Consider the following 15,264-nt stretch of genomic DNA (forward strand, 5'->3'; position numbering starts at 1 on the left):
GGCGGGTCAGGGGGTGGGGGTGGGGGTGGGGGACGGGCGCAGGACGCCGGTCAGCGCCAGCGCCACCAGGACGCCCCCCACCCCCGCGGCCGCGATCGCCGTCCCCGGCCCCGTCACCTCGCCGACCGCGCCGATCAGCGCCGCCCCCGCGGCCTGCCCGCTCATCAGCCCCGCCGACTGGAGCCCGAACGCCTGCCCGCGCACCTCCTCCGGCACCGCGTCCACGAACCGCCGCTGCAACCCGAGCTGGTACGCCAGCCCGGCCGCCCCCAGCCCCGCCAGCACCGCGGCCCACCCGACGCCGGGCGCGAGCGCGAACCCCACCCACGGCACCCCGAGCAGCACCGCCAGCGGCAGCGACAGCCGCTCGCGCAGGTTCGGCGGGGCGAAGCGGCCGACCACGAACTCCCCCACCGCCATGCCGGCCGCGGCCGCCGCCAGCACCACCCCGGCCCGGCCCTGCCCGCCCAGGTAGGGCACGACCATGGCCTCGGCCCCGGCCAGGCACACGCACGGCAGCCAGCCGGCGAGCAGCAGCCCGCGTACCGGCCGGTCGCCGATCAGCCGCCGGTTGACCCGCAGCGTCTCCCGTACCGCTCCGCCCCATCCCGGGGCGTCCGGCCCGCCGGTGCGGCCGGGGCGGTAGGGCAGGCCCACCCGGAGCACGACGGCCGCCACGACGGACAGCGCCGCGGTGACGGCCAGCGCCCCCGACGGCCCGGTGACGGCCAGGAACGCGCCTCCGGCGGCCAGCCCGACGATCTGGGCGCTCGCCGAGGCCACGTTCAGCACCGACCGCCCGAGCACGAACGCGTCCCCGGGCAGCACCTCGGGCAGCATCGCCGCCCGCGCCGCGAAGAACACCGGCGAGAACAGCCCGGTGACCAGCACGAGCGCCAGCAGCCCCCACACCGGCAGCCCCGCGTACGCCACCACCAGGCAGGTCACCGCCCGCACCAGCTCGCCGGCGATCATCAGCGCCCGCGGCGCCAGCCGGTCGGCGAGCGACAGCAGGAACAGCCCGCCCACGATGAACGGCAGCCACCCCGCCATGTAGGCCGCCGCCGACAGCCCGGCCGAGCCGGTCCTGGCGTAGACCAGCACGGACAGCGCCAGCATCTTGATGACGTCCCCGGCGATGAGCAGCACGAAGCTGCCGAACAGCACCCGGAACTCCCTGACGGCGAACACCTCGCCGAACGTCGCGCCCTTCACCCGACCGATGGTGCGGACGGCCTCCGCGATCCGCGACTTCTTCGGATATAACCGAAAGGTGCCGGTAAGGATCGAGGTCACCCCGCAGGACCTGATGGCCAGCAGGTTCGCGATCTCCCCGCTGATCGAGACCATGCACGCCCAGTGGATGCTGGCCGGGCGCGTGCGGCCGGGACCCCACGGCGGCTGGGTGGAGCGGTGGCGCGGCACGTACGAGAGGCTGGTCCGCCGCCACCCCATGCTGCGCGCCGCCGCCGCGGTCAGCGGCAACCTGGGAGCGGGCAACGTCAACTTCATCGCCCCTCCCCCGACCACCGTGGACGTGACCTTCGAGGAGGAGCTGGCCGCGATGCGCGCGACGCCGCTCGCGCAGGCGCACGCCGACGTCGAGCGGGTGCTGGCCCTGCGGCCGCCGGTCACCGGCTGGGTACGCGACCTGCTGCTCGGCCCGGAGGTGGTGGAGCGGTTCGCCGAGGCGTACGAGGCGCTGTGGTCGCAGATCCTGGTCCACGACTGGCCGCGCCTGCGCGCGATCCTCCAGCGGGACGTCGCCCACCGGGCGGGCCGGCTGGCGGCCTACGGCTGGCGGGCGGCGCTGGAGGACCTGAGCCCGCGCGTCCGCTGGCGCCGCGGCGGCCACATCGAGCTGCGGATGCTCTCGGGGCGGGAGGAGTCGGCCCGGCTCGGCGGCAGGGGCCTGCTCTTCCTGCCGTCGGCCTTCATGACGACGATCGCGACCTACCTGGAGGAGCCCTGGCCGTACGCGCTGCTCTACCCCGCCCGCGGCCTCGCGGCCGCCCCGCCGCGCCCGGACGCCGACCTGTCGCTGCTGATCGGCCGCAGCCGCGCCCGCATCCTGGCCGAGCTGGCCGAGCCCGCCACGACCACCCAGCTCGCCGCCCTGCTGGGCCAGAGCCCCGGCACGACGGGCGAGCACGTCGCGGCGCTGCGGCGTACCGGGCTGATCACCGGCACCCGCGTGGGACGCGGCGTCCTCTACACCCGCACGCCGCTCGGCGACGCGTTGATCAACGGCTAGCCTGAGGCCCGAAGGTATAGTCGTCGCACATCACTTCTGCACATCTGTTCAAGGAGCGCGCGCATGGATGCCGCCGACGTCGCCCCCGAAGCGCAGCCGGCCAGGTTCCCGCAGGAGCTGATGTACGCGGCGGCGCAGCAGTACTACCTGGAGGACGCCACCCAGGGCGACGTCGCCCAGCGGCTCGGCGTCTCCCGGGCGACCGTGAGCCGGCTGCTCACCGAGGCCCGCCGGCAGGGCATCGTGGAGATCAGGGTGCACCGCCCGGCCACGCTGTCCGACGGCCCGCTGGCCGAGGAGGTGGCGCGGGCGCTCGGCCTGCGGCACGTGCACCTGGTGCCCAGGGTCAGCGGCCCGGCGCTCGGCCCGTGGCTGGCGCCCGGGGTGGCGCGCGCCCTGGCCGGCGTGGGCCTGGAGTCGGGCGACGTCGTGCTGGTCTCCTCCGGCACCACCGTGTACGAGTGCGCCCGCGAGGACCTCGGCCGCTTCCCCGGCGTCACCGTCGCCCCCGCCGTCGGCGGCCAGCAGGAGCCGCAGCCCTGGTTCCAGACCAACGAGACCACCCGCATCCTGGCCGAACGCCTCGGCGGCGTGCCCGCCTACCTGTACGCGCCCGCGCTGCCCGGCCCCGAGCTGTTCTACTCGCTCCAGCACGAGCCGTCCGTGCGCCGCGTCATGGACCTCTGGGCGCAGGCCAGGTGCGCGCTCGTCGGCGTCGGCTCGGCGCCGCTGATGCGGCAGGTGGTGCCCTCGCTCATGCCGCGCGACGCCGAGAGCCTGCGCCAGGCCGTGGGCGACGTGTGCATGCGGGTCTACGACCGCGACGGCGCCCCGGTGACCTATCCGGGCAGTGAGCGGCTGGTGGCCGCCAGGCCGGAGGAGCTGCGCCGCGTACCGGCCGTCATCGCGGTCGCGGTGGGCGCCGAGAAGGTGCTGTCCATCGTGGCCGGGGCGAGGGGCGGCTACTTCAACCAGCTCGTCACCGACACCCCGACGGCGGAGGGCCTGGTGGCCGCCGCCCGCCAGCTCTGAACCCACCCAGATCCGTCCTGAACATATGTGCTGGACAAAGTTTCCGACCGCGCGCTAACGTGAGCCGCGCCAGCGAGCTTTCAGAAATCCGAAGGAGCGTCATATGCGGACTCTCGCGTCCGGCGCGCCGCTGCTCGCGGTGATCGCGGACTCCGTGTCGCGGCGGTCCAGGACCTCCCGCGGAAGGGCCTGATGACGATCATCTGCGTGGACGCCGGGACCACGGTCATCAAGGCGGTCGCGTACGACGCCGCCGGCGCGGAGTCGGCGCTGGCCCGCCGCCAGACCGTGGTCTCCAGGCCCGCTCCCGGCCACGCCGAGCAGGACATGGAGGCGGTCTGGGACGCGGTCGCCGCCACGGTCGGCGAGGTCGCCGCCCGCTCGTCCGGCCCGGTCGAGCTGCTGGCGGTGACCGCCCAGGGCGACGGCTGCTGGCTGGTGGACGCGGCCGGCGCGCCGACCGGCCCCGCCGTCCTCTGGAACGACGCCCGCGCCGCCGCCACCGTGGACGCCTGGACCCGCGAGGGCCTGGCCGCCGCGGCCTTCCGGATCAACGGTTCCTCGGCCGCGTCCGGGCTGCCGCATGCGATCCTGTCCTGGCTGCGGGCGCACGACCCCGACCGGCTCGACCGGTCGGCCACGATGCTGACCTGCGGCGGGTGGATCTACCTGCGGCTGACCGGCGAGAGGGCGGCCGAGGAGTCCGACGCCTCCGCGCCCTTCATGGACCTGCGGACGCGGGCGTACTCGCCCGAGCTGCTGAGCCTGTACGGGATGGAGTGGGCCGGGCGGCTGCTGCCCCCGGTGCGCTCCTGCCCGGTCGCCGGGCTGGCGCCGCGCGCCGCCGAAGCCCTCGGCCTGCCCGCCGGCGTCCCCGTCGTGATGGCGCCCTACGACATCGTGACGACCGCGCTCGGCGCGGGCGCGGTGACGGCCGGGCAGGCGTGCGGCATCCTCGGCACCACCCTGTGCACCGAGGTGATCGTCGAGGCGCCCGCGCTCGGGGGCGAGCCGGCCGGGATCACGGTCACGACGCCCGGCGGCTACCTGCGGGCCTTCCCCACGTTCGCGGGCACCGAGGTGGTGCGGTGGACGTGCGGCCTGCTGGGGCTGCGCGGCCCGGAGGAGCTGGGCGAGCTGGCGCTGCGGAGCCGGCCGGGCGCGGGCGGGCTGGCGTTCCTGCCCTACCTGTCGCCGGCCGGCGAGCGGGCGCCGTTCTCCGACCCGCTGGCCAGGGGCGCGCTGCTGGGGTTGTCGTTCGAGCACGGGCGCGAGCAGGTCGCGCGGGCCGCGCTCGAAGGGCTCAGCATGGTCATCCGCGACTGCCTGGAGGCCACCGGCGCCGTGCCCGGCGAGCTGCGGGTGTGCGGCGGCGGCGCGGCGAGCGCGGCCTGGCTCGGGCTGATCGCCGACGTCACGGGCCTGCCCGTACGGCGGCCGGCCGACGCCGAGGTGGGGGCGCGGGGGGCGTACCTGGCGGGGCTGGCGGCCACGGGCGCGGCGCCGTCGGTCGCCGCGGCGGCCGACGAGCACGTACGTCTGCGCGACGCGGTCGAGCCGGACCCGGCGCGCCGGGCGTTCTACGACCGGCTGTTCGCCGACTTCACCACGTTGCGGGCGAGCAGCGCGGGCACCTGGCCGCTGCTGGCGGAGATGCGGGGCCGGGCGTGAGCGTGTGGATCGGCATCGACCTCGGCACCCAGAGCGTGCGCGCGCTCGCGGTGGGCGAGGACGGCGAGGTGGCCGGCGCCGCGGCCCGCCCCCTGACCAGCCACCGCGACGGGCCCCGCCACGAGCAGGACCCCGAGCAGTGGTGGCGCGAGCTGGCCGCCGCCACCCGCGAGGCGCTGCGCGACGTGGCCCCGGACCGGGTGCGGGGCGTCTCCGTGGCGGCGACCTCGGGCACGGTCCTGCTCACCGACCGGGGCGGGCGTCCGCTCACCCCCGCCCTCATGTACGACGACCGCCGCGCCTCCGCCGACCGGGCCAACGAGGCGGGCGCGGCCGTGTGGGAGCGCCTGGGCTACCGGCGCATGCAGCCCACCTGGGCGCTGCCGAAGCTGCTGTGGCTGTTCCGCGACGCCCCGGCGGGGGCGCGGGCCGCCCACCAGAGCGACTTCGTCAACCGGCGGCTGGTCGGCCACGAGGTCGCCACCGACCTGGGCAACGCGCTCAAGACCGGCGTGGACCTCGTCGCCGAGCGCTGGCCGGAGGAGGTGCTGGAGCTGCTGCCCCCGGGCGCGCTGCCCGGGGTCGTCCGGCCCGGCGCGCGGCTCGGGACGGTCTGCCCCGAGGCCGCCGGGCAGACCGGCATCCCGGCGGGCACGCCGGTGCTCGCCGGCACCACCGACGGCTGCGCGGCCCAGCTCGGCGCGGGCGCGACCCGGGCCGGGAGCTGGAACTCGGTGCTCGGCACCACGCTGGTGCTGAAGGGCGTGACCGAGGAGCTGATCCACGACCCGCTCGGCGTCGTCTACTCCCACCGCGCGCCCGACGGCTCCTGGCTGCCGGGCGGCGCGTCCGGCACGGGCGCGGGCGCGCTCTCCCGCGACCTGCCGGGCGCCGACCTCGACCTGCTCGCCGCCGAGGCCCGCGCCCGCTACACCTCCCACCCGCCCGCCGTCACCTACCCGCTGGTCTCGCGCGGGGAGCGCTTCCCGTTCGCCGCCCCGGACGCCGAGGGCTTCACGCTCGGCGAGCCGGCCGACGACGTCGAGCGCTACGCCGCGATCCTGCTCGGCGCCGCGTTCGTGGAGCGCCTGTGCTTCGACTACCTGGACCTGCTCGGCGCGCCCGTGGACGGCGAGATCATCCTCACCGGCGGCGCCACGAGGAGCGCCTACTGGACCCGGCTGCGCGCGGACGTCCTGGGACGTCCCGTGACGCTGCGCGAGAACGCCGAGCCGGCCCTCGGCATGGCGGTCCTGGCCGGCGGCGATCCCGCCCGCATGATCAGGACCCGCGCCGTGGTCGAGCCCGCCGGCCCCGCCCCGCGCGAGGCGTACTCGCGCTTCGTCGCCGAACTGGAGCGGCGCGGCTGGCTGGATCCGGCCGTCGCCGCGCACGCCCGCGAGAGGATCGCCCGATGACCGACCTCGTGCTCGCCCGCCACGGCGAGACCGTCTGGCACGCCGAGAACCGCTACGCCGGCGTCAGCGACGTCGAGCTGACCCCGCGCGGCCACGAGCAGGCGGCCCGGCTCGCCGGCTGGGCGGCCGGCGCGGGCCTGACGGCCGTCCTGGCCTCCACGCTGGGCCGCGCCGTGGTCACCGCCGAGGCGGCGGCCGCCGCGGCCGGGCTGGGCCCGCGGACCGACCCCCGCCTGCGCGAGCTGGACTTCGGCCGGGGCGAGGGCCTGACCGCGGCGGAGATGCGGGCCCGCTTCCCCGAGGCCCGCGCCGCCTTCGAGGCCGACCCGGCCGCGCACCCGCTGCCGGGCGGCGAGGACCCGCACCGCGCCGCCGACCGGTTCGTCGCCGCGCTGCGGGAGGCCGCCGCCGACGGCTCCGGCGGGCGCGTGCTGGTCGTGGCGCACACGACCGCGATCAGGCTGGCGCTGTGCCGGCTGATCGGGGTGCCGCTCGGCGAGTACCGGCGGCTGTTCCCGCGCCTGGACAACTGCGCCCTGACCGAGCTGCGCCTGCGCGACGGCGGCCGGGCCGCGCTGCTGCGTTACAACTCCCCGATCGGAGCCGTCCGTTGACCATCCGAGTCCTCGCCGCGGGCGATCACTTCGTCAAGAACAGCCTGCTGATCGACGCGCTCCGGCGCGAGGTGCCCGGCGAGGTGGACATCCGCGAGCTGACCCTGCCGTGGCCGGTGGAGCCGTTCGGCCGGGTGGGCGAGGTGGACGAGGCCTCGGACGTGGAGGACGAGCTGATCGAGGCGCTGCGCGGCGTCGAGGTCTGCGTGACCCAGATGGCCCCGCTGACCGAGCGGGTCCTGGACGCCTGCCCCGAGCTGCGGCTGTTCTGCGTCAGCCGGGGCGGCCCGGTCAACGCCAACCTGGAGGCGGCGGCGCGGGCCGGGGTGGCGGTGACGTTCGCGCCGGGCCGCAACGCCGTGGCCACCGCCGAGCACACGCTCGCCATGCTGCTGGCCGCCACCCGCCGCATCCCGCCGACCCACGCCGACCTGGCCGCGGGCGTGTGGCGCGGCGACTACTACAGGTACGACCGCGTCGGCCCCGAGCTCGACGGCGGCACGGCCGGCCTGGTCGGCTACGGCGCGATCGGCCGCCGGGTGGCCCGCATGCTCGCAGGCTTCGGCGCCGAGGTGCTGGTGCACGACCCGTACGTGGACGCGCCCGGCAAGGTGGAGCTGCCGGAGCTGCTGCGCCGCTCGCGCTTCGTCTCCCTGCACGCCCGCGCCACCGCGGAGACGGCCGGCCTGATCGGCGCGGCCGAGATCGCCGCCATGCCGCCCGGCTCGGTGCTGGTCAACTGCGCCCGCGGGGCGCTGCTCGACCACGACGCGCTGTGCGACGCGCTGGAGTCGGGCCACCTGTTCGGCGCCGCGCTGGACGTCTTCCCCGAGGAGCCGATCCCGCCGGGCTCGCGCCTGCTCACGGCGCCGAACCTGGTCATGACCCCGCACCTGGCCGGGGCGAGCAAGGAGACGGCGAGGCGGGCCGCCGCGATCGTGGCCGCCGACGTGGCCCGCTACGTCCGCGGCGAGCCCCTGCTGCACGTGGCGACCCCCTGAGCGCTATCCCTTGAGCGCCCCCGCCATGAGCCCGCGCATGAAGAACCGGCCCAGCAGGACGTAGATGACCATCGTGGGGATCGAGGCCAGGACCGCCGCCGCCATCTGCTGGCTGTACGGGGTGGCCTGCGCGCCGGCGATGTTGTTGAGCATCACGGTCGCCGGCCAGCTCGTCGGCCCGGTGAGGAAGACGGCGAACAGGAAGTCGTTCCACAACGAGGTGAACTGCCAGATGATGACCACCGCGATGGCCGGCCCGGACACCGGCAGCACGACCGACCGGTACGCCCGCAACATCCCGGCCCCGTCCACCCGGGCGGCCTCGATGAGCTGGTCGGGGATCGTGACGTAGTAGTTGCGGAAGATCAGCGTGCAGATCGGGATGCCGTAGACGACGTGGGCCAGCACCAGGCCGGGGATGCCGCCGTAGAAGACGCCGTCCAGCCCGGTCAGCTCGTTGAGCCGCACCAGGAGCTGCACCAGCGGGATCATCACCCCCTGGTACGGGATGAACATCCCGAACAGGAACAGCGTGAACAACACGTCCGCCCCGGGGAAGCGCCACTTGGACAGCACGTAGCCGTTCATGGAGCCCAGCGCGCACGACAGCAGCGAGCCGGGCACGGCCAGCAGCACGCTGTTCCACAACCCCGGGGCCAGCTTCTCCCACGCCACCCGCCACGCCTCGACCGTCCACGTGCGCGGCAGGTTCCACGCCTGGCCGGGGTCGGCCTCGGTGAGCGGCTTGAAGCTGGTGACCAGCAACACGTAGATCGGGACGAGGAAGACCACCACGAACAGGACCAGCACCCCGAACCGCGTCCACCGGAACGCGGCTCCGTGCCGCCCGGCCACCGCCGTCATGACCGCCTCTCCTTGCGCACGGACCAGATGAGGTACGGGATCACGAAGATCGCCACGCTCACCACGATGTAGGAGGCGATCGTGGCCCCCTTCGCCGGGTCGTGGGAGTCGAACACCGCCACCCACATGAACACCGCCGGCACGTCGGTGATGATCTGCTTGCCGGACACCGCCACGATCAGGTCGAAGACCTTGAGCGAGATGTGCCCCAGGATGATCAGCGCCGACAGCAGCACCGGCCGCAGCATGGGCAGGACGACGTACCGGTAGACGCGCCACTCGCCGCAGCCGTCCACCCGCGCCGCCTCGCGCAGCTCCTCCGGCACGCCGCGGAAGCCCGCCAGGAACAACGCCATGATGTATCCGGACATCTGCCAGATGGCGGGCAGCGCCATCGCCGCCATGCCCCAGTCCTGGTCCCGGAACCAGTGCCACTCCGGCAGCCCCAGGTAGCCGAGCAGCCGGTTGAGCCCGACCGCCCGCTCCCCCGTCCCCGAGTTCATCAGCCACCGCCACACGATGCCGGTGGCCACGAACGAGATCGCCATCGGGAACAGGTAGACCGCCCGGAACGTGCCCTCGCCCCTGATCCCCTTCTCCATGAGGAACGCCAGCAGCCAGCCCAGCAGCAACGCCCCCAGCACGAACACGATCGTGAACACGATCGTGTGGTTCACCGAGAGGTGCCAGCGCGGCTGGTCCCAGATGTCGATGAAGTTCCGCGGCCCGACGAACGTCCCCTCCGCCACCTCGCTGTGCTTGTCGGTCATGGCGAGCTGGAAGTTCCAGCCCAGCATGCCGTACACGAAGACGCCGATCGCGATGATCGACGGGGCGACGAGGAGGAGCCCGGGCAGCCACGCGCGTACCCGCCTCACGGCCATTCCCTCCCGGGGACGCGGCGGGCGGCGCCGCCGCGTCCCGCTCGATGCGTCACTGGGCGTTCGCGGCGGCCGCGTCGGCCAGCCCCTTCTGCAGGGCCTTGACGTCCTTGCTGCCGACGAACAGCCCGACCGCCTCGTTGATGGCGGCCAGCCACGGCTGGTTCACCGAGACGCCGTGCTGGATGGAGCCGGCGAGCTTGTTGCTCGACCAGTCCTTCAGCGCGTCGGCCAGGTAGTCGGTGTAGAGCGACTTGTCGGCGTCGGTGCGGGCCGGGATGGAGCCCTTCTTCGGGTTGAAGGCGTCCTGGCCCTCCTTGCTCGCCGCGACCTTGAGCCAGGCGACGGCCCCGTCACGGTGCTTGGCGCCCTTGGGCAGGGTGAAGCTGTCGGACAGCCAGAGGTAGGTGCCCTCGGTGCCGGGGGCCGGCGCCCAGTCGAAGTCGGTCTTGGAGGTCTTGCCGAGGCCGCCCTCGGGCGGGTTGTGGAAGTAGCCGTAGGCCCAGTCGCCCATGATGTTGAACGCGGCCTGGCCGTCGGCCACCTGCTTGGCGGCGGGCTGCCAGTCGTCCTGCGGGTCGCCCGCGTACGAGTAGATCTTGGCGAAGCTCTCCAGGGCCTTGGTGACCTCGGGGCTGTTCCAGTTGGCGCCCGGCTTGAACAGCGCGTTGTAGGCGTCGGTGCCGAGGCTGCCGAGCAGCACGTTCTCCAGCAGGTGGGTGACGGTCCACTCCGACCCGATGGACAGCGGGACCTTGCCCTTGGCCTTGACCTTCTCCAGCGCCGCGACGAACTCGTCGATCGTCTTCGGCGCGGCGCTCACGCCCGCCTCCTTGAGCACCGACGGGTTGTACCAGAGGACGTTGGAGCGGTGGATGTTCACCGGCACCGAGTAGATCTTGCCCTCCACGCTGATCTGGTCCACGAGCTGCGCGGGGAAGATGTCCTTGAGCTTCAGCTCGTCGTAGAGGAAGGTCAGGTCCTCCAGGTAGCCGGCCTTGATGTAGCCCTGCAGCTCGGCGCCGGCGTGGCCCTGGAAGGTGTCCGGCGGCTGCTGCGCCTGGAGCTTGGACTCCAGCAACGCCTTGGCCTTGTCACCGGAGCCGCCCGCCACGGCGGCGTCGAAGAAGGAGTAAGCGGAGTTCTGCTGCTCGAAGATCTTCCGCATCGCCGCCAGGCCGTCGGCCTCGCCGGGCCCGGTCCACCAGGAGAAGACCTCGACCTGCTGCTTGCCGCCGCTCGCGGCGGGCTGCTGCGTGCTCCCGCCACCGCCACCGCCTCCGCCGCCGCACGCGGCGAGGCTCAGGACGCCGGCCATCATGATCGAGGCAGTCGCTAACCACCGTCGCATCGCACACCATCCCTTCGAAGTCCCCCGAAGTAGGTGATTCTTGACAACGTTGTCAACGGGGCTATCAACCCATCTTCCGCCAGGGGCCGTCAAGGGATGGGGGGTAACAGCTCCGCATAGTCACCCGACGCGTTCGAGGCCGCCGCCGGGGGCCTCGGCCACGGTGACCCCGAAGTCACGGCGGGTGTCGGGCAGTTCGAGGCCGCCGGAGGCCACCACCAGCGCGCCTCTCCACAGGATCAGGCCGATCAGCGCGACGAGATCGGCGTCGCCGCCGGGCCGCCGCGTGATCAGCACCACGTCGGACTCGCGCAGGCGGACCGGCCGGTCCAGCTCGGCCATCGTGGCCAGCAGCTCGGCGTGCGACAGCCGCCGCGCGGGCGGGGCGCCGCCGGCCAGCAGCAGGGCGGTCTGGTGCCGGGCGTGCACCGGGGGCAGCGCGGTGGGCTCCAGCGTGAGCAGGGCGCGGAAGTCGAGCGCGCCGGGCGCCGCGCCGAACGAGACGAGCTGCCGCACCCGCGCCGCCTCCGCCGCCCGCGCCGCCGTCGCGGCCAGGTCGGGGGTGGTGATGAGGGCACGCGCGCCGCACTCGCGCAGCCGGGCGGCCAGGCGGCCGGTGTCCAGCTCGGGGTCGAGCGGCGCGGCCACGCCTCCGGCGGCCAGCACGGTGTGCACCGCCAGGGTCTGCGCGCCCGCCGTGGAGACGTGCACGCCCACCACCTGGCCGCGCCGGGCGCCCGCGCGTACCAGCCCGGAGGCCGCCCTGGTCACCTCGGTCACCAGCCGCCGGTAGCCGTGGACGTGGCCGCCGCGCAGATCGACGAGGGCCGGCCGCTCGCCGCGCTCGTACGCCCGGCGGAAGACCTCGTTGATCACGGTGGCCGAGGCCGTGGGCTTCATGCCCGCCAAGCTACGACCGCCGCCGCGAACCGGGCATCCGCCGATGTATGTAGGCCGATGTGCATCTGGGCCCGCCGCCGGAACCGCCCTCGGGGGCCGCCCTCGCGGGCCGCCTCCGGGCGCACGGACGGGCCCGGGTCCTGCGCGACCCGGGCCCGCTGTCACGCGCCGGGGCCGGGCCCCCACCCCTCCGAAGAGGCCCGGCCCCCTGGCGGACGCGTGACGTCCGCGCCGCGCGGGGCTCCCTCCTCCCCACGCGCACAAGGAAACGGTAGGCGAGCGGCAGACCCCGGCACATGGGCCGACCTGGCCATTCGACGATGTAACCGGCCCACCCCGGCAATGTGTAGAGAGTCGGCCCGCCCGGCGGCTCCCGGCCGCCCGTGCGACGAACTGTGTACGCGGCCGGCCGTCGGCGCTCACGAGAGGGCGGCCTGGATGACGGCGCGGGCGATGGGCGCCACCGCCCGCGCCCGCGCTCCCGGGCGTTCCAGCACCACGCCCACCGCGACCTCCGGCCGGTCCGCCGGCGCGAACGCCGTGACCAGCGCGTGCTCCTCCGCGCCCGGCCCGGCCGCGGCCTCGCCGGTCTTGGCGGCCACCTCCACGCCGGGCAGGGCCGCGCCGGTGCCGGTGCCGCCCGCGTGCGTCACCGTCGTCATCAGCGCCGCCAGGTGCTTGGCCAGCGTGGGCGGCACGGCGGTCCGCCAGGGGGCCGGCGCGGCCTGGTTGATCACCGAGCCGCCCGGCAGCCGCACCTCCTGCACCAGGTACGGCCGCATGAGCACGCCGCCGTTGGCCACGGCCGCCGACAGCATGGCGATCATCAGCGGCGTGGCCCGGTCGTCGTGGCGGCCGATGGCGGCCAGCGCGGTCTGCGCCCGGTCCAGGCCCGCCGGGTAGCGGCTGGGGGTGACGGGCAGCGGGATCGCCGGCGGCCCCGCGTTGAACCCGAACGCCTCCGCCTGGTCCCGCAGCAGGTCCTGCCCGAGCCGCAGCCCGAGCCCGGCGAAGGCCGTCTCGCAGGAGACCTGGAAGGCGTACATGAGCGTGGGGCGCGGGTCGCGGCAGCCGGGGTTGTTGCGCACGCTCTCCCGGCCGCCCGGCAGGGGCAGCAGCGCGGGCGCGTCGAGCAGGCTGGCGGGCGTGTACTCGCCGGAGGCCAGCGCCGCCGCCGTGGTGACCAGCTTGAACGTGGCGCCCGGCGGGTAGGCGCCGTTCAGCGCCCGGTTCAGCAGGGGCCGCCCGGGGTCCCGGTGCAGCCGTCGGCCGGCCTCGGCCAGCCGCGCCCGGTCGAAGGTGGTGAAGGCGTTCGGGTCGTACGACGGGTACGACGCCAGCGCCAGCACCGCCCCCGTCGCCGGGTCCAGCGCCACCACCGCCCCCGGCACGCCGGCCGCCCGCAGCCCCTCGTAGGCCGCCCGCTGCGCGCGGTCCCTGATCGTCAGCCGGACGTCGGCCCCCTCGCTCTGGCCCGCCCTGACCAGGGAGCGCACCTTGACCCGGGCGTCGTCGCCGGACAGCACCCCGTCCTGGGCCCGCTCGATGCCGGTCGCCCGGTGCAGCGCGAGGTGGCCGGTGACCGGCGCGTAGACCTCGCCGTGCGGGTAGACGCGCCGGTAGCGGTACGGGCCGCCGCCGGACGGGCGACTCTCGGCGACGGCCGTCCCGTCGTAGGTGCGGATGGTGCCGCGCGGATGGCCGTAGCGCTCGATCAGCGGCCGCTCGTTCCTGCGGTCGGCGTTCAGCGTGTGCGAGCCGAACGCCTGCACCAGCGTGACGTGCGCCAGCAGCGCGAACAGCATGCCGCCGCAGAGCAGGGCGACCCGTCCCGCCGACACGTTGATCCGCCCGCTCCGCGCTCCGGCCATGGATCTCGGTCTAGCAGCCGGGACGCAAAGGGGAGGCTAGAGCATGCTGCGGTAGTAGGAGATCTTGCGGTGGATGTAGCCCTGGCGCTCGGCCAGGTTCGCGATCTGCGCCTGCACCTGCCGGTCGTGCTCCTCCAGCAGCCTGATGCGGTCGGGGACGGTGTGATCGCCGGCGCGGACGAGCTCGGCGAAGCGCAGCATCGTGGCGATGGGCATGCCCGTGTCACGCAGGCAGCGCAGCATGCCGAGCCAGCCGATGTCCTCCTCGCTGAACCTGCGCTGGCCCGCGGCGTTCCGGTCCACGCGCTCCAGCAACCCGATCTTCTCGTAGTACCTCAGGGTGTCGAGGGAGAAGCCGGTCTCCTCGACGGCCTCCGCTGGTGTGTAGACGCTCACGCTCCAAGGATCTCACCTGGAGCGGGCTCCAGGTCAACCGCTTGACATGGAGTGCGCTCCAGCCCGCACAGTCGTGGCCATGAATTTCGCACTCGGCACGATCCCCTTCGGCACCAGCGTCGGCCTGGCGGACACCTTCGCCATCCTGGACCGCTTCCAGGAGGCCGGCGGCACGATGCTCGACACCGCCAACAACTACCCGTTCTGGGTCGAGGGCCGCACGGGGGACGAGAGCGAGCAGGCGATCGGGGCCTGGCTGGCCGCCCGCGGCAACCGCGACCAGATGTTCATCAGCACCAAGGGCGGCGCGCGGCCCACCGTGCCCGGCGACCTCACGCTCGACTCCGCCGAGGGCCTGTCGGCGGCCGCCGTCGCCCGGGCGGCGGAGGGCAGCCTGCGCAGGCTCGGCACCGACCGCATCGACCTGTACTGGGCGCACATCGAGGACCACACGGTGCCGCTGGAGGAGACCCTGGGCGCCTTCGACGAGCTGGCGCGGGCCGGCAAGGTCGGGGCGATCGGGGCCAGCAACCTCGCCGCCTGGCGGCTGGAGCGGGCGCGCAACCTGTCGGCGGCGCGCGGCTGGCTGCCCTACACGTACGTGCAGCTCCGCCACACCTACCTGCGGCCGCGCCCGCTCGCCAGGCCCGCCGAGTCCGGGCACCGGCTGGTCACGGACGACCTGCTCGACTACCTGGCCGCCGAGCCGGACCTGACGCTGTGGGCGTACAACACGCTGATGTTCGGCGCCTACACGCGCCCCGACCGGCCGATCCCGGAGATCTACGACCACCCGGGCACCACGCGCCGCCTGGCCGTGCTGCGCGAGGTGGCCGGGGAGCTGGGCGCGACCGTCAACCAGGTGGTGCTGGCCTGGCTGATGGCCGACGGCATCGTGCCGATCGTCGGGGTGTCCACGATGGCGCAGCTGGAGGAGGCCATCGGCGCCACCGGCCTCAAGCTGGACCAGGAGCTGAAGGCCCGCCTCGACGAGCCCCGGTGACGGCGGGG

General features: G+C 74.7%; 14 protein-coding genes. 7 read left to right on the forward strand and 7 right to left on the reverse strand.

Annotated elements, in window-relative coordinates; genetic code table 11:
• Nucleotides 1-6 precede the first annotated feature (6 nt).
• The gene (locus tag AB0H75_RS23800; RefSeq protein WP_367799481.1) at nt 7-1,215 is read right to left on the reverse strand and encodes an MFS transporter; all 1,209 of its coding nucleotides are present in this window, start codon (nt 1,213-1,215) and stop codon (nt 7-9) included.
• A 58-nt stretch (nt 1,216-1,273) separates the two neighbouring features.
• Between AB0H75_RS23800 and AB0H75_RS23805 the strand changes: the two genes are divergently transcribed.
• The 6 genes from AB0H75_RS23805 (at nt 1,274) to AB0H75_RS23830 (ending at nt 7,990) form a co-directional block, all read left to right on the forward strand.
• Entirely contained in the window at nt 1,274-2,254 is a 981-nt protein-coding gene (locus tag AB0H75_RS23805) for a helix-turn-helix domain-containing protein (protein WP_367799483.1), read from the forward strand.
• A 63-nt stretch (nt 2,255-2,317) separates the two neighbouring features.
• Nucleotides 2,318-3,286 (forward strand): sugar-binding transcriptional regulator, encoded by a 969-nt coding sequence (locus AB0H75_RS23810; RefSeq protein WP_367799485.1) that lies wholly within the window; start codon nt 2,318-2,320, stop codon nt 3,284-3,286.
• A gap of 192 nt (nt 3,287-3,478) precedes the next feature.
• Nucleotides 3,479-4,957, forward strand: coding sequence for an FGGY family carbohydrate kinase (locus AB0H75_RS23815; protein ID WP_367799487.1), 1,479 nt, complete (start codon nt 3,479-3,481; stop codon nt 4,955-4,957).
• Entirely contained in the window at nt 4,954-6,375 is a 1,422-nt protein-coding gene (locus AB0H75_RS23820; protein ID WP_367799489.1) for an FGGY-family carbohydrate kinase, read from the forward strand. The genes AB0H75_RS23815 and AB0H75_RS23820 overlap by 4 nt, the downstream gene beginning before the upstream one ends.
• Nucleotides 6,372-6,989 (forward strand): histidine phosphatase family protein, encoded by a 618-nt coding sequence (locus AB0H75_RS23825; protein ID WP_367799491.1) that lies wholly within the window; start codon nt 6,372-6,374, stop codon nt 6,987-6,989. Before AB0H75_RS23820 ends, AB0H75_RS23825 begins: the two co-directional genes overlap by 4 nt.
• Complete coding sequence (locus AB0H75_RS23830; RefSeq protein ID WP_367799493.1) at nt 6,986-7,990, forward strand: 2-hydroxyacid dehydrogenase; 1,005 nt, start codon at nt 6,986-6,988, stop codon at nt 7,988-7,990. The genes AB0H75_RS23825 and AB0H75_RS23830 overlap by 4 nt, the downstream gene beginning before the upstream one ends.
• 3 nt (nt 7,991-7,993) lie before the next feature.
• Here the strand turns inward: AB0H75_RS23830 and AB0H75_RS23835 are convergent, their stop codons facing one another.
• From AB0H75_RS23835 to AB0H75_RS23860, 6 genes are all read right to left on the reverse strand, one after another.
• Nucleotides 7,994-8,854, reverse strand: coding sequence for a carbohydrate ABC transporter permease (locus AB0H75_RS23835; RefSeq protein ID WP_367799495.1), 861 nt, complete (start codon nt 8,852-8,854; stop codon nt 7,994-7,996).
• Nucleotides 8,851-9,738 carry a carbohydrate ABC transporter permease gene (locus AB0H75_RS23840; protein WP_367799497.1) on the reverse strand — a complete coding sequence of 296 codons (888 nt, stop codon included), beginning with the start codon at nt 9,736-9,738 and terminating at the stop codon, nt 8,851-8,853. Before AB0H75_RS23840 ends, AB0H75_RS23835 begins: the two co-directional genes overlap by 4 nt.
• A gap of 49 nt (nt 9,739-9,787) precedes the next feature.
• The gene (locus AB0H75_RS23845; protein WP_367799499.1) at nt 9,788-11,086 is read right to left on the reverse strand and encodes an ABC transporter substrate-binding protein; all 1,299 of its coding nucleotides are present in this window, start codon (nt 11,084-11,086) and stop codon (nt 9,788-9,790) included.
• Nucleotides 11,087-11,206: 120 nt separating this feature from the next.
• A complete protein-coding gene (locus AB0H75_RS23850) occupies nt 11,207-11,986 on the reverse strand; it encodes an AMP-binding protein (RefSeq protein WP_367799501.1) in 780 nt (259 codons plus the stop codon).
• A 419-nt stretch (nt 11,987-12,405) separates the two neighbouring features.
• Nucleotides 12,406-13,857, reverse strand: a complete 1,452-nt coding sequence (locus tag AB0H75_RS23855) for a penicillin-binding transpeptidase domain-containing protein (protein WP_367799503.1) — start codon at nt 13,855-13,857, stop codon at nt 12,406-12,408.
• Nucleotides 13,858-13,893: 36 nt separating this feature from the next.
• Complete coding sequence (locus tag AB0H75_RS23860; RefSeq protein WP_367799505.1) at nt 13,894-14,253, reverse strand: MerR family transcriptional regulator; 360 nt, start codon at nt 14,251-14,253, stop codon at nt 13,894-13,896.
• A gap of 79 nt (nt 14,254-14,332) precedes the next feature.
• Between AB0H75_RS23860 and AB0H75_RS23865 the strand changes: the two genes are divergently transcribed.
• Entirely contained in the window at nt 14,333-15,256 is a 924-nt protein-coding gene (locus AB0H75_RS23865) for an aldo/keto reductase (RefSeq protein WP_367799507.1), read from the forward strand.
• Nucleotides 15,257-15,264: the final 8 nt, after the last annotated feature.

The organism is Nonomuraea sp. NPDC050783 (assembly GCF_040802095.1).
Lineage (GTDB): Bacteria > Actinomycetota > Actinomycetes > Streptosporangiales > Streptosporangiaceae > Nonomuraea.